The organism is Sellimonas catena (assembly GCF_027924685.1).
In the GTDB taxonomy this organism is placed as follows: domain Bacteria; phylum Bacillota; class Clostridia; order Lachnospirales; family Lachnospiraceae; genus Sellimonas; species Sellimonas catena.
Genome location: NZ_BSBO01000004.1, coordinates 81,308 through 103,619, shown reverse-complemented (window position 1 = coordinate 103,619; position 22,312 = coordinate 81,308). Strand labels below are relative to the sequence as shown.

Sequence of the window (22,312 nt, the reverse complement as noted above, 5' to 3'; positions counted from 1 at the left end):
TCCTGACAGGAGAGCCTTTTTCGATGTGCAGAACAGTCAAAAAAGAGGTGCATTGTGAGCTGATTTCTATATAATAGAAAGCAGGAATGAAAGGAGTGAAACAGACGATGGAAAAGGAAATCTTGTTTGGCGCTGCATACTATCCGGAGTACATGCCGTATGAAAGAGTAAAAGAGGATATCCGGATGATGAAAGAAGCGGGAATGAATGTGGTGAGAATTGCGGAATCTACATGGAGCACGTTGGAACCGGAAGATGGTGTATTTGATTTTTCCTATATCGACCAGGTTATAGAAGAAGCCGGTAAAGCCGGAATGAAAGTGATTATCGGGACACCGACCTACGCGGTACCGTCATGGCTTTGCAGGAAAGATCCGGGTGTACTGGTAGAAACCGGACAGGGAGAGTCTTACTACGGAAGAAGGCAGATTTTCAATCTCCTCAATCCGACCTTCCGATGCCACGCAGAGCGGGTTATCCGAAAGCTGGCGGAACATACGGCCGGAGCCGGACCGGTAATAGGATTCCAGATTGATAATGAGACAAAACACTACGGAAATATGGGCAGGGAGATACAAGCCGCATTCAGAAAGGCCATGGAAGAAAAATTTCAAACCACGGAGAATCTGAACAAGGCCTTCGGACTTGCATACTGGAGCAACTCGATTCATAACTGGGAGGATTTCCCCGACATGAGAGGCTGTATCAACGGCGGTCTTGCCTCTGAGTTTTCTGCGTTTCAGAGAAAGATGGCAGCGGATTATCTGATGTGGCAGGCGGATCTGATCCGGGAATACAAGCGGGAAGATCAGTTCATTACCCACAATCTGGATTTTGAATGGAAGAAATTCGGGGCCGATATCGCGCAGGACGGCTATTCCTACGGGGTGCAGCCGGACATTAACCATTATGAGGCAGCAAAAGCGCTGACCCTTGCAGGTACGGATATTTACCATCCGACACAGGACGATCTGACCGGAGCAGAGACGGCCTTTGGCGGAGATTCGGTCCGAAGTCTCAAAGACAGCGGATATCTTGTTCTGGAATGTCAGGCACAGGCTTTTAAATACTGGACGCCGTATCCGGGGCAGCTGAGACTTCAGGCATACAGCCATCTGGCATCCGGTGCCATCGGAACACTTTACTGGAACTGGCACTCCATTCACAGCGGATATGAGACATACTGGCGGGGAGTTTTAAGCCATGATCTGGACACGAATCCGGTCTACGAAGAAGCCGCTGTTATTGGAAAAGAATGGTCAAAACTGGGAGAAAAAATCAACGGACTGCAAAAAAAGAACGAGATTGCCCTTGTAATTGACAACCATTCGATGTCAGCATTGAACTGGTTCCCGATTGATAAGGATCTCAGTTACAACGACGTTGTAAGGTGGATGTATGACAGCCTTTATGAGATGAATCTGGAGTGCGATGTGGTGGATGTCCGGGCGTTGGACCCGTCCAGATATAGGATGATTGTGACGCCGACGCTTTACAGTGTGCCGGAGGAGATGCTGAAAAAGCTGGAGACATTTGTCAGAAAGGGAGGCGTTCTGGTCAGCTCTTTCCGATCCTTTGTGGCGGATGAGTACCTCAGAGTGTACCATGACAAGGCACCGCATATCCTGCACGAATGCTTTGGAATGAGCTACAATCAGTTCACCGAGCCCGGGCGTACCCGGCTGAAAGGGAAGGAGGTCCGGTATTTCGCGGAACTTTTGAAAATGGAGGGAGCCGAAAGCATGGCGGACTATGAGCATAAATACTGGGGCCGGTACGCGGGAATGACGCATCACACGTTTGGAGAAGGACATGCATATTATATGGGATGCTGGACCTGCAAAGAAACGCTGAAAGAACTGTACCGGAAGGCAGCAAAATCCGCCGGAATCTTCTGCCCGGAACTGGCCTGGCCGGTGACAGTAAGAAGCGGAGTGAACCGGGAAGGGAAACAGATTCATTATCTGCTGCATTACAGCGAAGAGGAACAGGAAATTCTCTGCCCGTATGATAATGCCGTAGATCTGCTGACCGGGAAATCATACCGGAAAGGGGAGCCAATCTGTCTTTCGGACTGGGATGTGAAAATACTGGAGGAAGCGTAGATGAAAGCGTTTTTATATACGACAACAGAACAAGTCGAATTTTCCGGAATTTGCTCAGGATTCATGACAGGACATTGCCGGTTCTGTATGGCCGGGACGGTTAAAAATGAAAGAAACTCTATTTTCTCCGTAGCATATCAGGTCCGAATACGGTTATAAATGGGAATTTCTTTTTTTAATCCGTAGTAAAGCAAGTTCTAATACGGTGCGAATAATAGAAAATGGATTTGTAACCGTAGTAAATTGGATCGGGATACGGTTTAAATATAAGAAAATATATTTTTGACCGTACAAACCGCACCTAAAATACGGTTGTAATATGGAAAAATCAATTTGCAACCGTAGAGACCAGGTAAAAAATACGGATGAGGGAGCAATAAGTTTGTTTTTAACCGTACCAGCTTCAATAAAATCAGGTTTTGAAGCTAAAAACTTGATTTGTAACCGTAGAGGAATGCTTGCAGGGGGCAGGACGCATTCACATGTTTTAATAAAATTGAAAAATCTATGTAACGAAATCATCCTTTTTCGGATATATGGGCACAAAGGAGGTGAGGGGGAAGATGCAAAGTTTCCACCTGGCTGTGTCAGATCGCGAAACATCTCTGGTATCAGGAACTGGCGAGGCGCAGGCGGAAAGGCACCAGTGAATTAAATGAAAAGCTTGCCTCCTCCGGCGCAGATCTGTCCGAGACTGTCTCTATCAGGGAAGAGAAGATGGAACTGTTCAGGAAAGTGCACATTCTGGACGAGACTGCGAAGGAGGTTGTGTTTCTCAGGCTTACAGGAGCCTTTTCCTTCCGGGAGATCGGAGACATCTTCGGGAAAAACGAAAACTGGGCCAGAGTGACATTTTATCGGGCGAAACAAAAACTTGTGAAAGGATGATGAAGTATGAAATTAAATTGTGAAATAATCAGGGATTTACTGCCGAGTTATATTGATGGACTGACAAGCCAGGAGAGCAACAGACTGGTTGAGGAACATCTGGAAAGCTGTGCAGAATGCAGAGAATATCTGAAGGAAATGCAGGCGGATCTTTCATCAGAGGCTTCTGTAGAAAAGAACAAGAAAGCCATCCGGCCATTCCGAAAGCTGAACCGGAGGGTAAAGCAGAGGATTGCGGCAGCGGCTGGAGCTGCGGTACTGGTCTGTGTGGTTCTCTTCGGAGTAGGAACGTGGTACTATGGCCGCACATGGACTGCGGATTCCTCGGATGTCAAGATGAGCGTGGAAGCCTCGGGGAGCATTGCAACATTAAGATTCACCCCACAGGAGGACACAGTCCTCTATGTAGAGGCAGATGAAAACGAGGAAAATACGATTGTGATTACAGAAGGATACCGCAATCCGCTGAAAAAGGTATATCAGAAATCCGCCTATTATGGCTATACATTTATTGATAAAAATACCGTGATGGGGCTGAACGGAAAAAGCACAAAAATTGACGAGGATGATGTGCTGACCATCCGGTATGAAGATAAGACAGAAACAATCTCCATGCAGGAACTGGCAAAAGAAGCGCTGGCAAACAATCCGGAACGGACATTCTCTGAATAGAGAATGTCCGCCCGGTCGTTGGGAACAGAAGGGCGGACAAAAGATGAAATAGAGTAAAAGATCAGACGAAAAAAGTACTTTACAATCCTGTAGATATATTGTAAACTCTTGGTTAGTTATTGCTAACCAAGAAAAGACTTGCAGGAGGTACTATGACAATATTAAATCTGATTATGACTGTTATTTCATTGATACTGCTGATCCTCTGTATTATGGCACCCTTTCGGAAAAGCGGTGCGGCAAGAGGACACCAGATGATTCAGGCGGTTTTAAAGCCCCACACGATCTATGGGATTCTCCTCCTTGTGACATCACTTGTCCACGGAATTCTCTCCGGAAACAACCCGGCGATGATGAGCGGAAAGCCGGCATGGCTCTGCCTGTTGATTCTTCTGATTTTCTCGGCGTTCAAAGGCAAGATGAAGACCAGAAACTGGATCAAAATCCACAGAGTACTTTCAGTATTGCTCTGCCTTCTGATTGTGGTACATATTGTACATGCCATTGTAGTATAAAAGCTACGGTTGGAAATGGAAAAGGCAGCGGATGAACATTGTACTTACACAGTGCGTATGGTACAATGGATAAAAGAGCAGAAATACAAGTTGTTCAAGTTTTAGCAACAGATACGACCCTCGAAGCGGCAACTTCGGGGGGGTCTTTTACGAGAGGGGCTGTTTTTATGTTAAAGAAAACCGTACTTTCCGGATGCGCAGCAGGAATCTTTCTGGCAGTATTGGCAGGAACAGTTGTGACAGGGGTAAAAAGTCCGATTGAAAGCCAAATTGCACCGGGACTGAAAAAGGAAGCAAAAGAGATGAAGTCCTTTTTTCGCTCGCCCGAATCAGAAACAATGATTGCTGAAATACAGAGAAATCTTACAACATCACATACCGGAGAAGAAAATTCCGTGGAACTCTATGAGGGCCTGGCGTTTGAACCGAAAAAAGCGTATGAAGTTTACACATTAAAAAGTGAACACGTTATTCGTGAATTTGACCAGAATGGCACGTTTAAGGATAATATATCCGAAGAATATGTATTACAGGTACCGCTCAGCAACAGCCAGAATGAACTGGTCGGCCTGACCTTGTTTTATCAGGAGCAGGGAGGTTTTGAATTAGTCGCCTATGGAGAAATGGAAGAAAAGCAGGAAGTCCTGACAGATATGGAAGAGTTAAACGCACTTGTAAACGGTCAGGAAGAACTGAGAGGGCAGAAAGAAATCAAAGATGCAAAAACAGTTGTTCTGTATCAATATAATACATATGCAATTTATATCGAGACAGCAGACGCAGAATATATGATTCCGATTTCGGCCAACAACGTCATGACACAATTAGAAGAAAACAGAATTTATACAGCAGAAGAATTTATAGATGTGCTGCGATTGACTTCCAGTGAAGATATAAACAGCGAAAACCCGCTAACCTTAAAGGTTGGCGGGTTTCGCTGTTTATAAGTTATCTAAAGGAATGAGAGTAAAGTGCGGCACTTTGAAGTGCCTTACTTTATGAGGGGGGAGATAGTGATTTGTTTATCAACTATCTGATTCTTAGTATAACCAGAAAATGTGTCTAAAATATGTGCAGATCATAAAAGAAAACGAAATTTTCTTAATAGAGGATTAAGATTTGCTGGTAGATACTGGATATACCGGGGTGAAACAGGGGTTTTTGAGTAGAAATCCCGGTGGCAATCCGTTAGGAAAAGTCAAGGACTGTCTGGTGTTGGAAAAACAATATGATAAAAATGTGTAAAAATGAACACGAAATTCCTTAAAAAATGTGTAATAATAACACAGAAGGGAGCGTGATGGGACTTGAAAAGAACTGCAACAGAAAATCTGCTTAGATGGAAAGAGAGCAAAGAACGTAAGCCGCTCATCCTAAAAGGGGCAAGGCAGGTAGGAAAAACGTGGTTAATGAAAGATTTTGGCAATCGCTACTATGCTAGTTATGCATATTTTAACTTCAATGAGGAAGAAGAATTGAAATCGATTTTTGAGAAAAATAAAAATCCGAAGCGAATTGTAGAATTACTTAGTATGCTTACAGGAGAAAAAATTGTACCGGGCGAGACGCTGATTATTCTGGATGAAGTACAGGAATGTCCGGAAGCGCTGAATTCTTTAAAATATTTCCGGGAGAGTGCAAATGAGTACCATGTTATGGCAGCAGAAAGTCTGCTTGGAATCTTGCTTGCAAAATCGAAATCCTATCCGGTAGGGCAGGTTAATCTGCTTAATATAGAACCGTTGAAGTTCGATGAGTTTCTTGCTGCTTTGGATGAATCCCTGTATGAATATTATTGTGGAATAGAAATCGGTACTCAAATTGAAGAAATTTTTCTAAACACAATGGAAAAATAAACAGTGGCCGCATTTTGATGGTTTTTCGGAGTATAGTGACACAGCTTGCAAAAGAGAATGAGAAATTTATATATGGTGTGGTTAGAGAAGGGACCAGAACACCCTCTTCCTGTATTTGACCGGCTTGATGCATTCAAGTTATTCCTTATGGATACGGGGCTTTTGAAACATATGGTGGGTATTGATAATTCAGCCATACTTTTAAAGGCCGATTATCAATTCAAAGGTGCGCTGACAGAAAACTATGTATTGCAACAGCTGAAAGGTCAGTTCTCAGTAGAGCCAAGATACTATTCCACTTCACGGGAGGAGATCGACTTTATTGTTCAGCATGGGATGGAAACCGTGCCGATTGAGGTGAAGGCAGGGGCAGATAAGTCAGCGGCTTCTTTTAAAAATTATATAAAAAAATACAACCTATGCGGTACGTCTATCAAAAAGAGAATATCGAAAAGATGGTACAATTACCAATATTCCGCTTTATCTGGCAGGAAAACTTCCGGTATTTTTAGATTAGTTGCCTGATTGCATTGTTTATTTAGAAAGGCCTTCGGTTATCAGGTGTTCTGATAACCGGAGGCTTTTTGTGAAAAGTGAGGACTGGAGTATATTCCAGAAGCAAATGAAAATGACTTGTCATTGCCCAAAATACCCCGGGAAGAGACCGTGACAGAAACTCTTCCCGGGTTTTTACGCATCCAGACTTGCGGGCGATTCTTATGATTCCTTCAACTCCGGCAGATATTCCGTAATAAATCCCTCCACGGAGGCTGCTCTGGCAGCTCCCTTGACCCAGGTTGTAAGAAGATCCAGATCCTGCTCTTCAAGAATACGTGTGCGCAGATTGTCAGGCACACGGCCAAGATCTTCTAAAATCGAGAGTACAGATTCCGCTTTCCCCTCTGCTTTGCTTTCTCGTCTGGTTGCCTGCACGTCATAGTATTCAAAGTGATCGAAAAACATTTTTAAATCCCTCCGTTCAATCTGATCTGTGAAAGTGCCGATCTCTTCTTTCGGGATATTCAGGCGGTGCAAAAAGGCGGCAACGATCTTTGAAATCAGCTTCAGGAGAGTCTGTGGAGAGTCCCGGCTGATATTCTCAAAGTAGTCGTCCGGAATTTCTTTCAGCTCGTGAAAATCGGCGGCACTTCTTAGTTTGTCAATCAGCATGATCAAAGACAGTTCATCCTCTTTTTCAATAAGTTCCTGATTAGAATAGCGGGAGAGCGGTACAACCAGATACTGAAAGTTTGGAATATATTCTCCCAGAAGATCGGAAAGTGCAGTACGCTCTTGAAAGTTTTTGACGGCTGTCCAGTTCTGTTCCCCATCATAAAAGACAATCGGAAGAACCGGAGGATACCGGAATCTTTTTAAAGCTGTACATCCGGGCTGCTTCTTTTCCGCTTCTGAGGCATAATCTGTCAGGATCAGGACAATATACCGAAGAATCCGGAAAGACATATCATAGTCCACCTTGGTCTGATGCTCGATCAGCGTGATCAGATAAAGCGTGTCCATTTCCCCCTGATTTTTCAGATGAATCTTCTTGACCGTATCGGAATCCCGTTCTTCCTGCCACATGGAGATGAAGCGGTTTGTGACATCTTCAATATCTTCCGGCTGGACATCTTTTAAAAGTTCAATATCCGTATATCCCCGAAGAAACTGGGCACAGAGGATGGGATCGCCGAAAATGAGTTTGGCGCTGCTGTCTTTGAATTTTCTGTTTTGACTGGTAGTTTTTGTTGTTTGCTCTGTTTGTCTGCTGGTCATAAATCTCCTTTCCGAAGGGAGCAAAGACAAACAGACAGACATTGAAATTAATTCTATTGTACCAGTGAATAAAGTGAAATACAATAAACAGCAAGTCCTTTCTATTCTGTTTTCTCTGTTCCCGTCTGTAAAAATGAATCATTGAAAAATATGGCCGAACGGCCGGAAATCAAAGGACAAAAAGAATAACTTTCCTGATTTGATTAGGGACAGTATATACCCGGAAGAGGGGAAAAGCAAGGAGAAAACGTCTATTCATAGCATATTCCGATAGTTATGACAAAAAAATAAGGCAGAAACAACGAAAAGCTGCACCTTTTTTGAAGTTCAAACCGTCTTTATTTAATAGAGGGACAAAAGATGGGGAGCAGTAGGTGCAAGGAGGAATTAACATGAAGGAAAAAGTGACATTGAAGATACAGGGGACAGAAATCAGGGAGTTTGAGATGTATATGTATGAAAGAGAAAATGCAGAGGCGACAATCCGGAAATATATCACGGATCTGAAGTGCTTTTTTTCGTTTCTTGGGGAAGAGCGGGAAGTGGACAAGCCGCGGCTTCTTTCTTATAAAGAATGGCTTCTCGAGCATTATGCAGTAAACAGTGTGAATTCCATGCTGGCGGCTCTGAATCAGTTTTTGATATTCTGCGGATACTGCGAGCTTAAAATCCGGCGCGTAAAAACACAGAAGAACCTGTTTTTGCAGGAGGAGAAAGAGTTGACCCGGAAAGAGTACAAACGCCTGGTGCAGACAGCGAGGGCGGAGGGAAAGGCACAGCTTGCCCTGTGCATCGAAACCATCGCTGTCACCGGAATCCGGGTCAGCGAACTGAAATATTTTACGGTGGAACAGGTGAAAAAGGGCAGAATCGAGGTACACAACAAAGGAAAATACCGGAGAATCTTCCTGACGGGAAGCATCCGTAAAAAACTGCTGATATATGCGGCAGCGCGGAAAATCCGGTCAGGATGTATTTTCGTGACGAAAAACGGAAAGCCAAAAGACAGGAGCAATCTCTGGAGCGAGATGAAAGCGTTGAAAGAAAAGGCGGGAGTCAGCAGCGAGAAAATCTTTCCGCACAATCTCCGCCACCTGTTTGCAAGAGTCTACTATCAGACAACCAAAGACCTTACAGGACTTGCGGATGTCCTCGGACACAGCAGCCTGAACGTGACAAGAATCTACACCTCCAATACAGGAGAACTCTATCAAAGACAGCTCGATCGCATGACCGTATTGCAGGTTTAAGAGGGAAAAGGGGAAAATAAAAAACACCACATAATATCAATTATGTGGTAATACAAAGTCGGCCTATCTCATCTAGTCACCAGTTTTTAGTTTTCTGCCCTATTTTATAGCAAAAAACGTACTGCGTCAATGCAGTGACGGAAGATTTCACAATTTTTATGCATCAAAATAACACCCGCCTTTTACATATCATCTGAAAAATCGACGGGACACCGAAAAACAGGACTTCACTTTTTAATTAAGGAAAAGCCATGTACCACATAATTGATATTATGTGGTTGTTTGCGTTCTATGGAATGAGGCAGAGGAAAGATATGGAAAATAGATGCAGTAGCCTGAAACGGGGAGACATCATAATCTCACCCCAGAGGATGAAATTTATAAACCATGGAATTCTGTTTGTAACGGAGGAAGGAAAGCCCGACAGCCTGGATGAAGACCGGATCCTGCTGGCCTGTATTGAGCAGAGCGGGAAGGACGGCACAATCCGGACCCGGCTTCCCGTGGAAGAGGTTACGTCTGATACGGAAGGACGCTTTTTCCTCGGCACGATTTACGGTACACGGTGCGAAATCCAGACGAACCGGATGGGCGCCACGGCGGGGGAACTGCTGATGGAAATTGTCCGGCATTATCCCTGGCTCTGGATCGGGGATCATGAGTGCCTGGACTCCGGGGACAGGAAGAAATGGCAGGAATTACAGAATATGGTGGAACAAATGCGTGCCTGCAGTATTTTGCTTGACTGAGGGGAGATTTGTTTCGATTAAGAAAGAAAAGAAGGGGGAAGGAAATTGAAACTGATGGATCAGGCAATAGAAAAGAAAGCGGAAGCTAAAGGAGGAGACCATGAAAAGTAAAAGAAGGAAGAGAGTCATAGCAAGCGTGCTTTGCATGGTTTTGATGCTGAGCACGGGAATGTCCACACTTGCGGAAGCAGATGCAGGAACAGTACCTGCAGTGGAAGAGACAACAGCAGCCCAGACGACGGCACAGGAGACGAAAAGCACTTCGACGGATGCGCAGACTGCGGAAACGGAAACACAAACCCAAACGGAGACCGAGAACCAGACAGAAACAAAGCAGACCGAAGAAGCAGCGCAGACAAAGCAGGAAGAAACGACAGCCGTTCAGCCAACAGAGGAAGCTTCCGGTGGAGAGACAACACAGACAGAGACAGATCAGACTGCACAGAATACGCAGGATCAGACTACATCTGCGGAAACTTCCGGGACAGAAACACAGAATGAGACAGTAGAGACACAGACGGAAGAGACAGAAACAACAACGAAGAAAGAGGAAACTCAGGAAACGAAGGAAGAGGCAAAAGTTTCTCCGGCATTTAGTGAGACCTATGAAAATAGTGAAGTCACTGTAAAAGTTACGGCAGAGGAAGGAATCGTACCAGAAGGCGCCAAACTTTCTGTTACTCCGATTGTGAAGAAAGAAATCACTGATCAGATGTCCGAAGAGGAAAAAGCTGAGGCAAAGAAAATCAATGATCAGTATGATCTGACAGAAAAGAAACTGAGCGAAGACAGTGATAAGAATAAGGAAACGATGGAGGGATTCCTTGCATATGATATCAGTTTTCTGGTAGACGGGAAAGAAGTAGAGCCAAGCGGTGATGTGAAAGTAGTCATCGATTTTAAAAAGGCAGCCGTACCGGAAGGTGTTTCTGAAGATTCGAAAGTTTCTATCAAGCATATGAAAGAAGATGTGAATGCTGAGAATGGAATTGTCGTAGAGGATATGGGGGAAAAAGCAGATGTCCAGACGACAGAAAAGACAGAAGTAAAAAAGGTAGAGTTTACAGCGGAAAGCTTTTCAGTGTTTACGATTACTTGGAAAGAAGATAGGCATGAAGGTTCTCTTACTATTATGGTAGTGGACTCCAATGGAAAGTCCATCGGAAATGAACGGGTGGCCTTTGATGAAAAAGATTTTAACTGGCGAGATGAAAAAGCTGTTACTGTAGATGCAATCCTGGATAAGGTAATTCAGAAAATGGAAAGTGGTGAGTGTAGTAAAGAAACTTTTTATAAAGCAGTCTATGGTGAAAACGGTGAGTTCAGTTTTTTTGCACCAGAAATAAATGGATTTAAATATAAAAGTACTGACAGTACATATGAGTTTCGCTATCAGCCTGTAGATAACGAGAAATCATGGAACCCCATTAGTAGCGAGGATGTGATTTACTTTATTTTCGGAGAAGATCCGGAATTAAGTTTTACTCCTATTGATACAGAATCCACGAAAGATACAATTGATATTAACTTATTTGATTATCAGGTTGGAAGTGATGGGGATGAGTCAGCGGACTGGGAGAATTCAGAAGGAATAAATAGAGACCATGTTTTAAAGTTTGTAGATGATAAGGGAGAGAATCATCAGACGGTAAACATTAACCAAGATGGCAGCAGTGGAAAGATAAACAGTGGGATGGTTGAAAACAAATTGGTTGATGGATATCCAAAACTTTCTACAGAAAAAACTGAAAAAGCAGAATTACTTGACTATTTGTTTGACCTAAGCGAAAAAAACAACGTAAAAAAAGTATACAGTGGTTTGGATAAACTGTTTACTATCGATCAAGAGGGATACCATGTATTTAACAGTGATCAGCACTATGCATATTTAAAAAATAACGGAAGTAGTTTTGCTAAGGAGTTTACAGTAGGAAATATAGCAGGCCAAAACAGTCCTGGATTCTATCCATTTTCTCAGCCAACATCATCAACAATTGCGGATATTAAAGAATCCAGCGATGCGGCTACCCTCGGTTATACCGGAGTTAACCATTACTACGGAATGACAATTGCAACCTCTTTCATCCAACCAAAGGGCGGCAAGATTAATAACAATCAAGACATGATTTTCGAGTTCAGCGGTGATGATGATGTATGGGTATTCATTGATGACGTACTTGTTCTTGACCTTGGAGGTATCCACGGTAAAGTATCCGGAACCATTAATTTTGCAAACGGAGAGGTTACAAGAACAGATATAAAGGGCAGCAAGGCTTCGGGAACAACCCTTAAAGAAGCATTTGATAAGGCAGGTGTTAACGTTGAATTAGAAAGCACGGGCGGTTTCGCTGACTATTCAACCCATACGATTAAGTTCTTCTACTTGGAACGAGGAAATTTTGATTCAAACTGCATGATTAAATTTAACTTTCCGACAATTCCAAAAGACTCTGTTGCAGTTGCAAAAGAGGTAACAGACGAAGATGGAAATGGAATTGATTACGCAGATGATATTGATTTTAAGTTCAATATAAAAGTGGATGGTTCCAATTATGCAAACAAAGAATACGCACTCTGGAAGAATGGTGAAGAGGTAGTAGATGAGTACGGACAACCGGTTACTGGAACAACAGACAGCGATGGTAATTTTACATTAAAACATTCCGAGATGGCAGTATTCAGTGGAATAAGTGCTGATTCGCAATATCAGGTAACGGAACTAGGGGCCTATTTAAATGGATATACTGTATATATTGATGGAACGGTGCATGAAGTAAATCCGGATTCTACGAGTGGAATTACCGTTCCAAGTGTACAAACGGATATGTTGACTGTTGGAGAAGATCAAAGTGTTGTTTTCAGAAATGAAATTAAAAATAGGGCAACACTTAATATCAAAAAGCAGCTTGCTACAGGCGAAGAAGCGACAAATAAGGAGTTCCAAATAAAACTTAAAATCCAGGGCGTTGAATATGAAGGAACCTACAGCGTTGGTGCTCAATCCGGCTTTGAGGCTAATGATGGAATTATAGCATTGAAAGCTGGTCAGACAGCCACTATTACGGGACTTCCGTATGGCGTAAGTTTTGAAGTGGAAGAAATGTTAGATGGTGTTTATCAGCCGACATATGGAATTGACGGAAGCGTAACAGATATTGTTATCCCAAGTAATGGGGATGAAGATAATACTGTTACAACTGCTTCAGCACAGATGATTGGAGAAAGTGCCAATGTTACAGTTACAAACAGTAAGTTGGAAAAAGGAGCAGGAACTACAGATGTTGCCGTTGATAAAACATGGGATAACTCACAAGGAAATTATGAGCTTCCCAAATACGTAACGGTTACTTTGTATGAAGATGTAAATCGAGATGGTCAATGGGATATAAACGATAAATTGGTTAGCGACGTAAGTCCAATTCAGCTTAATGCATTAAATGGCTGGCATGGCAAGTGGGAGAATCTGTCTGGCGATACAGACTTCGTTGTAAAAGAAGAATATCCGGAAGGGTATAAACTTAAAATAACAGAGTCAGTAAATGATATTACCAATGTTGTCTATATTGACCGAATAGAGACATGTAGAAATTTGAAATGGGACTTACAAAAAAATAACATGCTTGTAACCAAAAAAGGCAGTGATTGGGTAATCTGGACTCTCCATGACTTAGATCTGTCAGATGATGAAAAGAAAGAAGTTATAGACTGGATTCAAGAAAAAGTAAACGGAAATATGCAGTTTGACAATACCGAGTTTGCATTTGGAGAGGGTGGATTTGGTGAAAATTCAAATATTAATTTGGTGGACATAGGGGATGGAGACTGGCAACTTCAATTTGGACACAGCAGTACATGGTCAATGTTCTGGTATTTCAAGTATGACCGTACCCAGAAAATAACGTTAACAAATAAAATCATTCCAGATTATAAAACGTCTCTTAACGTTACGAAAGTATGGAGCGATAATAACCCTTCCGGATTAACGGTGGAAATTCAGCTTCTGCAAAACGATAAACCATATATCGTAAATGGTAGTGAGGTAAAAATTACTCTTCTTGGCGAGAATAATAGTTGGAGCTATACTTTTGAAGATTTACCTTATTTTTCGTCGGTTGACGGTGGGTGGATTGTTAATGAATACACAGTAAAAGAAACCAAGATAGGTGATTCAGAGGTTGTTGATAATTATGCCAATGGTTATATTTCCAGTGTATCTGGTTCTATGGAAAATGGTTATGTCATTACCAATGAAAAAACAACACCATGGCAAATTATAAAGGTTAGTTCAAGCGATCAGGATATTACATTGGAAGGGGCGAAGTTTACCTTAAAAACTAGCGAAGCTGATGATGCTAATCCGGAAACAGATGTGACTTATTGGGGAAAATCTGATGGTTCAGGTATAGTGAAGTGGTTTAGTGATGATCAGTTCACTGAAGGGAATGAAATTGATTTTATTCCAGATGGAACTTATGTTTTAACGGAAATAGGGGCGCCAGATGGATATTCGGTTAATAAAACGAATTGGACAATAACCATCCAATCCGGAAATGTAACAATTAGTGGAGAAACACCAACAAAGATAGGTAATGTACTAACCTTTTACTACAAAAACACCCCGCTCTATGAACTTCCTTCTGCAGGAGGCCCGGGAATCTACTGGTATACTATCGGCGGTATGCTACTGATGATAGCAGGTACGTTGGTATTATATAAAAACAAACGCAGGGAGGTGCTGAAGAGATAAGATAATGACTTTATACTTTTCAGCGGTCCCTGTACCGCTAAAGGATGCAACGAGAAAGTGAGGATTTCAACAAAAAATATGAGGGGAATGCCCCAGGAAAAGGAGACAGACAATATGAAGAAAATAAAAAAAATCTTAGCTGCATTATTGACATTGGTAATGGTGCTTGGAATGTCAATGACGACATTTGCAGTGGAGCAGACAACTCCTACGTCAGATATTAAAGTTTCTAATCTTGCAGAAGGAGTTGCGACTGATTTGGAATTGCATAAAATCATTTATTTGGATAAGACCACAGAAAATGGTGTTGAAACACAGTCATGGAAATTATTCGATTGGGTACAAGGTGTTACAATAAATTCGCAGAGTGGAGAAGTAGCAATTACTGACGCGGAGGCTTTAAAAGCTGCAGCAGAAGCACATACAGCTGACGATATTGAAAATGATGTCACAGGGACAACATATACATTTGAAAATGTATCAATAGGTGGATATGTAGTTCTTGCAAGTGACGCCGCAGGAACATATGGACTTATGGTAGCTAATACATATGACAGTGATGCAAAATACTTAAAAGCAAAAGACGCTGAAGTTATAGCAAAATGGGAAAGCCATGTTATTACGAAAGAGACCAATGACAATTTTGTACACAGAGGACAGACGGTGGAGTTTACTGTAACAACCACATTCCCACCGAAAAAGAATGCTGCTGGGACTGCAGATTTAACAACATTTAAGGTTATTGATAAACCGGAAGGCTTAAAGATTACAGGTATAACCAGCATTACAATCGGGGAAACATCTCTCGATGCGGATGATTACTCTGTAAGCGAAACAGAAACTAACTTTGATGGAAGTACAAAGACTTATGTAATCGATTTGTCAAGCCAGATTAATAATTTTGATGCTGGGTCAAAAGTTGAAATCAAATATACAGCAGTAGTATATTCAGATACCGAATATAACAACAGCGTAGATGTGGATTCTAATACAGTAGAATATAGTCCAGCTTCGACAGAAGGATTTGAGGCTAACATTACAGTTACTAAAGTAGATGAAGATGGAGATTTCTTAACGGGAGCACAATTCCAGGTGTTAAAAAATGATACGGCACTTTATTTTATAAAAACAGATGATGGCGTTTACAAGCAGGCATTGACTAGTGAGGAAAGCGGTGCTACTCAGAAATTAGATGTTTCAACAGCAGACGGTACTCTTAAAATTACTGGTTTAGATGAAGGAAGCTATACCTTTAAAGAGATAAAAGCACCAGACGGATATTCTGGTGGTGTTGAAAAAACAATAACAGTAACAGCAGACACAGAGAAACAGGTTACTATCTCAGCCTCATCCGAGACGAATATTGTTAACACCAAACTTTCCTCTCTTCCTTCCACAGGTGGTATCGGTACAACTATCTTCACCATCGGCGGATGCGTAATCATGATTGCAGCAGCAGGAATGTTCTTTGCAAGCCGCAGAAAAGAGAGCAAATAAGTAACACAGAAGTTACAAACCTAAGGGAAAAATAAGGAACATCGGGGCAGATTACCTGCCCCGGGTCCATAAAAAGAAAGGAATACAACATTAAGGAGAGCCCGGATGAAAAAAAGAACTACAACCATTATTTTTGCAATACTGTTTTTAGCTGGTTTGTCCTTGCTGCTGTATCCGTTTATCGCAAACGAGTGGAATAACTACAGACAGAAAAGGCTCATAAGTAATTATGAAGAAGTGGTGACTGAAAGAGAAGCTGCCGGGGAAATTGCTTATGAGGCGGAATGGGAAAAAGCTAGAGTTTATAACGACTCGCTTCTGCCTAGTGTCCTTCCAGATTCCTTTGCTGTAGCCGAAGCTTCTGACGAAGATGAGGAATATATGTCCGCTTTGAATCTTGCGGGAGACGGAATTATGGGAAGTGTGGAAATCCCGAAGATTGACATTACTCTTCCAATCTTCCACACTACAGAGGAAGATGTACTGGAGCAGGCGGCAGGCCATCTGGAAGGAAGTTCCCTTCCGGTAGGCGGGGAAAGCACCCATGCTGTAATATCCGCCCACAGAGGCCTTCCAAGCGCAGCACTTTTCACAGACCTTGACAAACTGGTGGAAGGCGACCACTTTCTGCTACACATACTGGACGATACCCTCTGCTATGAAGTGGACCGGATAACCGTGGTAGAGCCGGAGGAAACCGACACGCTAGCAGTGGTGGAAGGGGAAGACCTAGTAACGCTTTTGACCTGTACCCCCTATGGAGTGAATTCACACAGACTCCTAGTCCGGGGGCATCGGGTACCATATGTTCCAGAAGAAGTAGAAGATGAATCCACTTCAGGTATCAGCCTCCACACCAGTTACCTTCTCTGGGTAGTAGTCGGGGTGGCAGTAACCGGGGTAGTAGTGGCAGTACTCTATCACCGGGAGAAAAAATTAAGAAACGCGGCAGTGTCCGCCGGTCCGGGTTCAGAGAATCTGGAGACGGTAACCATAAATGAACCTGAGAATCCACCGAAGGAGCAGTAATGAAGAAGAGAAAGATTCTTAACATCCTGTTCGGCCTGATGTTCCTTATTGGATTCGGGATACTTGTCTATCCCACCATTGCAGATCAGTGGAATACTTATCGGCAGAGCAGATTGATTAATAATTATAAAGGCGTTATCGCGGAGATGGAGCCGGAAGATTTTACAAGAGAATGGGAGGCAGCCCGAAGCTTCAACGCCACGATTCCTCAGAATAATATCTACGGAGATGTGTTCGGGGAAGACGGAAAGGAAGCGGAAAATACTGCTTACTGGCAGGTGTTAAATATCGCGGGAGACGGAGTGATGGGATATCTCTCCATCCCGAAAATTGATGTGAAACTGTCAATTTATCACGGTACCTCCGACGAGGTCCTGCAGACGGGCATCGGCCATCTGGACGGGACGGCCCTTCCGATCGGAGGGGAGAGCACCCACAGCGTGCTGGCGGCCCACCGGGGACTGCCAAGTGCAAGGCTCTTTACTGACGTGGATCAGTTACAGGAGGGAGATAAATTTTACATCCATGTGCTGGATGAAGTTCTGGCATACCAGGTGGACCAGATCCTGGATATGGTAGACAAAGACGACCATGAAACACTGGAGGCAGCCCTCCAGACAGAAGAAGGAAAAGACTATGTAACCTTATTTACCTGTACTCCATACGGCGTCAATTCCCACCGGCTGTTAGTCCGGGGCGTAAGAGTGCCGTACAACGGGGAGGAAGATGTGGAACCTACGGCAGCAGAATCCATGCTGCAGTCCATACAGGATTACTATATGTTGTATCTGATTCTGGGTCTTGCGGTGACCTTCCTTGTCATCCTGCTTTTGCGGTTTTTGATGAAACCGAAACGGCAGGGAAAGGAAAAGAAGCAGGAGTAACCGGATCAGAGCGAAGCAAGAAGAGATCAGAGGAGGGTAACGATTGAAGATGAGAAAACGAATCAGACAGGGAGGAGCAGTCATGCTGGCTCTGGCGCTGGCATGGCAGACAGGGCTGGTTTCCCACGTTACGGCGGCGACGGCAGTTGAGACCGGCCGGGAATGTTCGGTGACGGTGGAGCTGGATGGAAGCAGTGAAGAACTGAAAAGCTTATCCATTCCGGTGAAGCTGTACCGGGTGGCGGAAGTCAGCGAAAGTGGAAGTTATACGATGCTGCCGGGCTATGAAAGCCTGAAGCTTTCTGAGGTGGACAGTGACACGTCCGCTCAGGAATGGGAAGAAAAAGCGAAAACAGCATCCGATCTTGTCAAGGAGCAGACCCCGGAAGCAAATGCAGAGCTTACCGTAACCGGAGGAACCGGGACAGAGGACGGCCTGCCGACGGGCATGTATCTGGTGGAGGCAGAAGAAGTACAGTCTCCGGAATACACTTATACGTTCAGTCCGTTTCTGTTGTCCCTGCCAAACAATTACTATGGATCCGGCGGATCGGATGACTGGGTATATGATGTGACTACCGGATTGAAACCGGATCAGGAAGAGCGGCTGGGAGATCTGGAGATTGAGAAAACGCTGACATCCTACAATGCAACAGTCGGCGGAGCGACCTTTGTCTTTTCCGTGGAAGCGGTAAAAGAGGACGAAGTGGTGTACAGCGATGTGGTTTCCGTGGCATTTGACCGGGCAGGTACCAGACAGATCCTGGTGGAAGACATTCCGGCAGGCTCCGAAGTAACGGTAACCGAGGTCTACAGCGGATCCAGCTATGAGAATACCGGCGCGGCATCACAGACCGTGGAAATCCTGGCGGACGGAACAGCCGGTTCTCCGGTACAGGTTTCCTTTACCAATACATATGACCATGGACTGAACGGCGGCTCCGGCGTAGTAAACCACTTTGATTACACGGAAGCGGAAGGCGCACGGGAGGCCGGACAGAGCGGCTCCGGCACCTGGGAATGGAACCAGCTGCGTGACAACACGGCGGCAGAGGAATAAAGGGGGAGACGAGATGAGAAAAGGATGGAGTAAAAAGACCATAGGTCTGGCTGCCGCGGCCTGTATTCTTGCAGCAGGAGCCACAGCAGGCAGCGCCATGGCATATTTCACCACCTATGCAGAAGCGGAGGGAAGCCAGACATTAAGTCTTGGCATGACCACCACCATTCCGGGTGAGGAAGTATCCGACTGGACGAAGCACATCCGTGTGCAGAATACCGGAGACTATTCCTGCTATGTGCGGGTGAAAGTCTTTGCGGGAAGCCAGCTGGAAGGAAGGCTTAGTTTTTCCGATGAAAGCGGAAAATGGACGCCGGGAGCGGATGAATACTATTATTACAGTGACATTGTAGCACCGGACGCATCCTCCGATGAGATGAAGATCAAGATCGACAGTACCGGACTGGATCAGGATTTCAACGTAATTGTGGTTCAGGAATGTACACCGGTTCTGTATGATGAGAATGGCAATCCGTATGCTGACTGGAATGCGGTAGCGGATTCCACAGAATCATCCTATACCGAGGCTGACGGGGAGGTGGCTGAATAATGAAAAAGAAAAACAACAAGCACACGTTCCCGATTGTGCCGGCAGCACTGATCGGCGCGTCTGCCCTGCTTTTAATCGGAAGTACGGTTGGAAGCACCCGGGCAGCCCTGACTTATTACAGTGAAAACTACGGTGCCCGGATTCAGGTATCACGAATCGGCGTGACGTTAAAGGAAAACGGAAATGCCATCAGCAGCCGGGATTACACCGAGGACAGCCGGTGGAGCGAGACGAAAGGAACCTTGCTGGAAGGTCTTCTGGAAGAAGGGGAAACCATTCAGCCGGGAAAGGCGTATGACGAGACGTTATCCGTCAGCAACAGCGGGTCTATTGATTCTTTTGTCCGGGTCGTGCTCAAAAAGAGCTGGGCGGGTCCGGAAGGAGAGAAAGATACAACCTTGTCACCGGATCTCATTGATCTGAACCTGACGGAAGGAAGCGGCTGGGTGATCGATGAATCAGCCTCTACTGCAGAGCGGACGGTGCTGTATTATACAAGAGCACTGGCGCCGGGCGAGAGTACACCGGACCTGTCCGACACCCTGCGGATTGATCCTGCGGTTCTGACCAAGGTAACCGAGACGGTGACGGAGGATGAAAACGGATACAAGACGATTGAGACGTCCTATGATTATGACGGCTATCAGTTCCGGATTGAAGCAGAGGCGGACGCAGTCCAGACCCACAATGCGGAAGACGCCATCAAGAGTGCATGGGGCGTGGATGTGACGGCTTCCGAAGACGGGACCGGCATCAGTCTGGAATAGAGGGGGTACAACATTATGAGAAAGAAAATGTGCAGCCTGATCCTGGCATCGGCCTGCAGCGCGGCCCTTGTGGTTCCGGCCTGGTGTATGGGACCGGTCCATGCGGAAGAGCTGACAGGAAGCCGGAACTGGCTGGTGGAGTTTGACGGGGAGGAAATGCAGAGTAATTTCAGCTCCGACGAGATGGCAGAGGAGATTTACGGAATCCTGCCGGGAGATACCATGGACCTGCAGGTGGCGATTAAAAATTCCGGCGAAGAGGCGATGGACTGGTATCTTTCCAATGAAATTCTGCAGAGCCTGGAAGAAGGAAGCGAAGCCGAGGGAGGTGCATACACCTACCGGCTTGTCTATACAGATGACGCAGGGGAGGAGACCATCCTTTATGACAGCAACACCGTAGGAGGAGAAGGAGCATCTCAGTCCGGAGAAGGACTTCATCAGGCAACGGACGCTCTGGAAGACTTCCTGTATCTGGACCAGCTGGCTCCGGGAGCGGACGGAGAAGTGAACTTAAGTGTTACTCTGGACGGCGAGACGCAGGGAAACGGCTATCAGAACACACTGGCAGCCCTGCAGATGAATTTCGCGGCAGAGACGGCAGCGCCGGAGACCATTACTCAGAAAGGCGAGGACCAGATCGTTGAGCGAACCGAGCGGGGCGAGAATACCGTGACGACAGTATATGAGACACAGCACCAGACGCCGAAGACCGGCGATACCGCACCGCTGCTTATTCTGAGCGCGTTGATGCTGTTCAGCGGAATCGTTCTTCTGGTATTTGCGGTTCTTTACTTCAAGAAACACCGCCGGAGCGGGGAAGGAGGGCTTCAGTCATGAGAAAGATCAAAAAAGTGATGCAGTCCCTGATTGCGGCGGCAGCCCTTCTGGGGATAACAGCCCTTCCGGTATCCGCGGCGGATAATTATACTTATACCGTGACTTTTTACGCGGGAAATCAGGGAACCTTTGCAAGCGCATCAGGCCTGACCGTAGCAGGACAGGGAAATGTTTCCATCCAGAATACCGGAGACCGGATCACGGTCAGCGGCCTGCAGACCGGCGATACTGTTTCCTTTGATATCCAGCAGGGAGCAGTCCGGCCTGGAGATGACAGCCGGTATTATGTACAAGGCGTACGTCCGAGTGCGCGGGACAATGACACGGCAAGTCTGGCACCGTCTGCATTCCGGGTAACCGAGGATGCTGACTACGTGGTAGCATACGGAATCCGGGGAGACCAGGTGGCTTATACGGTCAATTACGAAGATGAAGACGGCAATACTTTGGCACCGTCTCAGACATATTATGGAAATGTAGGAGATAAGCCGGTGGTAGCCTATCTCTATATCGAAAACTATCTTCCGGAGGCCCTGGCACTGACCAGGACGCTGTCCGCAGATGCATCGGAGAATGTATTTACGTTTGTATATCAGGATGCATCTCCGGAAGTCATTACGGAACCGGGTGACATCGTGACGATCACGACTGTAATTCCGGGTACGAATACGGTACAGACGATTCAGGTTCCGGCTCAGGCAGCCGGTGTGGCAGGAGCTGCAGGTGCAGGAGCGGGAACGACAGCAGGAGGAGCCGGAACTGCCGGTGGTACGGGGACGGCCGGTACAGCCGGAACGACGGGCGGCACCGGAACAGCAGCCGGAGGTGCAGGCACAGCCGGAACAGATGCGCAGGCACAGGGAGGAACCCAGGAAGCTGGAGAAAATGCAGACGGCCAGGGAGAAACCATCAATCCGGACGAGACCCCGCAGGGTGTTGTAGATCTGGATGAAGACGAGACTCCGACAGGGGACGGCTCTGACGTAGTGGAGGAGACCGGAAAAGACGGACTTCCGCTGGCAGCCGGTATCGGAATCGGTGTGGCAGGTCTTGCGGCACTCTGTGTGATCCTTGCGCTGATACGGAAGTTCCGCAGATAACCGGATCAGACAGCGAAAGGACGGACA

General features: G+C 45.3%; 20 protein-coding genes. 19 read left to right on the top strand and 1 reads right to left on the bottom strand.

The window, feature by feature from the left end:
- Positions 1-107: 107 nt before the first annotated feature.
- The 8 genes from Selli1_RS03180 (at position 108) to Selli1_RS03145 (ending at position 6,561) form a co-directional block, all read left to right on the top strand.
- Entirely contained in the window at positions 108-2,105 is a 1,998-nt protein-coding gene (locus Selli1_RS03180) for a beta-galactosidase (protein ID WP_138373346.1), read from the top strand.
- A 319-nt stretch (positions 2,106-2,424) separates the two neighbouring features.
- Positions 2,425-2,760, top strand: a complete 336-nt coding sequence (locus Selli1_RS03175) for a hypothetical protein (protein WP_138373345.1) — start codon at positions 2,425-2,427, stop codon at positions 2,758-2,760.
- A 62-nt stretch (positions 2,761-2,822) separates the two neighbouring features.
- Positions 2,823-2,993, top strand: coding sequence for a sigma-70 RNA polymerase sigma factor region 4 domain-containing protein (locus tag Selli1_RS03170; RefSeq protein ID WP_195481779.1), 171 nt, complete (start codon positions 2,823-2,825; stop codon positions 2,991-2,993).
- A gap of 6 nt (positions 2,994-2,999) precedes the next feature.
- The gene (locus Selli1_RS03165) at positions 3,000-3,665 is read left to right on the top strand and encodes a zf-HC2 domain-containing protein (protein ID WP_087255508.1); all 666 of its coding nucleotides are present in this window, start codon (positions 3,000-3,002) and stop codon (positions 3,663-3,665) included.
- A 152-nt stretch (positions 3,666-3,817) separates the two neighbouring features.
- Positions 3,818-4,180, top strand: coding sequence for a hypothetical protein (locus Selli1_RS03160; protein ID WP_138373344.1), 363 nt, complete (start codon positions 3,818-3,820; stop codon positions 4,178-4,180).
- A gap of 167 nt (positions 4,181-4,347) precedes the next feature.
- Positions 4,348-5,127 carry a hypothetical protein gene (locus Selli1_RS03155; RefSeq protein WP_138373343.1) on the top strand — a complete coding sequence of 260 codons (780 nt, stop codon included), beginning with the start codon at positions 4,348-4,350 and terminating at the stop codon, positions 5,125-5,127.
- A gap of 360 nt (positions 5,128-5,487) precedes the next feature.
- Entirely contained in the window at positions 5,488-6,036 is a 549-nt protein-coding gene (locus tag Selli1_RS03150; protein ID WP_281845011.1) for an AAA family ATPase, read from the top strand.
- Between the two features lie 72 nt (positions 6,037-6,108).
- On the top strand, positions 6,109-6,561 hold the full coding sequence (locus tag Selli1_RS03145; RefSeq protein ID WP_281845012.1) for a DUF4143 domain-containing protein: 453 nt from the start codon (positions 6,109-6,111) through the stop codon (positions 6,559-6,561).
- 192 nt (positions 6,562-6,753) lie between these two features.
- Here the strand turns inward: Selli1_RS03145 and Selli1_RS03140 are convergent, their stop codons facing one another.
- Positions 6,754-7,812, bottom strand: a complete 1,059-nt coding sequence (locus tag Selli1_RS03140; protein WP_281845013.1) for an Rpn family recombination-promoting nuclease/putative transposase — start codon at positions 7,810-7,812, stop codon at positions 6,754-6,756.
- Positions 7,813-8,204: 392 nt separating this feature from the next.
- On the opposite strand from Selli1_RS03140, the gene Selli1_RS03135 reads away from it, so the two are divergent.
- The 11 genes from Selli1_RS03135 (at position 8,205) to Selli1_RS03085 (ending at position 22,285) form a co-directional block, all read left to right on the top strand.
- A complete protein-coding gene (locus tag Selli1_RS03135; protein ID WP_281845014.1) occupies positions 8,205-9,062 on the top strand; it encodes a tyrosine-type recombinase/integrase in 858 nt (285 codons plus the stop codon).
- 314 nt (positions 9,063-9,376) lie between these two features.
- Positions 9,377-9,811: a hypothetical protein gene (locus tag Selli1_RS03130; RefSeq protein WP_281872285.1), complete on the top strand. Its 435-nt coding sequence runs from the start codon at positions 9,377-9,379 to the stop codon at positions 9,809-9,811.
- Between the two features lie 100 nt (positions 9,812-9,911).
- Positions 9,912-14,558, top strand: coding sequence for a DUF7601 domain-containing protein (locus Selli1_RS03125; RefSeq protein WP_281872283.1), 4,647 nt, complete (start codon positions 9,912-9,914; stop codon positions 14,556-14,558).
- 114 nt (positions 14,559-14,672) lie between these two features.
- On the top strand, positions 14,673-16,055 hold the full coding sequence (locus Selli1_RS03120; RefSeq protein ID WP_281845017.1) for a SpaA isopeptide-forming pilin-related protein: 1,383 nt from the start codon (positions 14,673-14,675) through the stop codon (positions 16,053-16,055).
- Between the two features lie 105 nt (positions 16,056-16,160).
- Positions 16,161-17,084 (top strand): class C sortase, encoded by a 924-nt coding sequence (locus Selli1_RS03115; RefSeq protein ID WP_281845018.1) that lies wholly within the window; start codon positions 16,161-16,163, stop codon positions 17,082-17,084.
- A complete protein-coding gene (locus tag Selli1_RS03110; protein ID WP_281872282.1) occupies positions 17,084-17,968 on the top strand; it encodes a class C sortase in 885 nt (294 codons plus the stop codon). Before Selli1_RS03115 ends, Selli1_RS03110 begins: the two co-directional genes overlap by 1 nt.
- Before the next feature lie 49 nt (positions 17,969-18,017).
- Positions 18,018-19,028, top strand: a complete 1,011-nt coding sequence (locus tag Selli1_RS03105) for a DUF5979 domain-containing protein (RefSeq protein ID WP_281872281.1) — start codon at positions 18,018-18,020, stop codon at positions 19,026-19,028.
- A 13-nt stretch (positions 19,029-19,041) separates the two neighbouring features.
- Entirely contained in the window at positions 19,042-19,578 is a 537-nt protein-coding gene (locus tag Selli1_RS03100; RefSeq protein WP_281872280.1) for a hypothetical protein, read from the top strand.
- Positions 19,578-20,345, top strand: a complete 768-nt coding sequence (locus tag Selli1_RS03095) for a hypothetical protein (protein WP_087169667.1) — start codon at positions 19,578-19,580, stop codon at positions 20,343-20,345. The genes Selli1_RS03100 and Selli1_RS03095 overlap by 1 nt, the downstream gene beginning before the upstream one ends.
- Positions 20,346-20,360: 15 nt before the next feature.
- Positions 20,361-21,185 (top strand): LPXTG cell wall anchor domain-containing protein, encoded by an 825-nt coding sequence (locus Selli1_RS03090; protein WP_087169668.1) that lies wholly within the window; start codon positions 20,361-20,363, stop codon positions 21,183-21,185.
- Positions 21,182-22,285, top strand: a complete 1,104-nt coding sequence (locus Selli1_RS03085) for a MucBP domain-containing protein (RefSeq protein WP_281872279.1) — start codon at positions 21,182-21,184, stop codon at positions 22,283-22,285. The genes Selli1_RS03090 and Selli1_RS03085 overlap by 4 nt, the downstream gene beginning before the upstream one ends.
- The last annotated feature ends 27 nt before the right edge of the window (positions 22,286-22,312 follow it).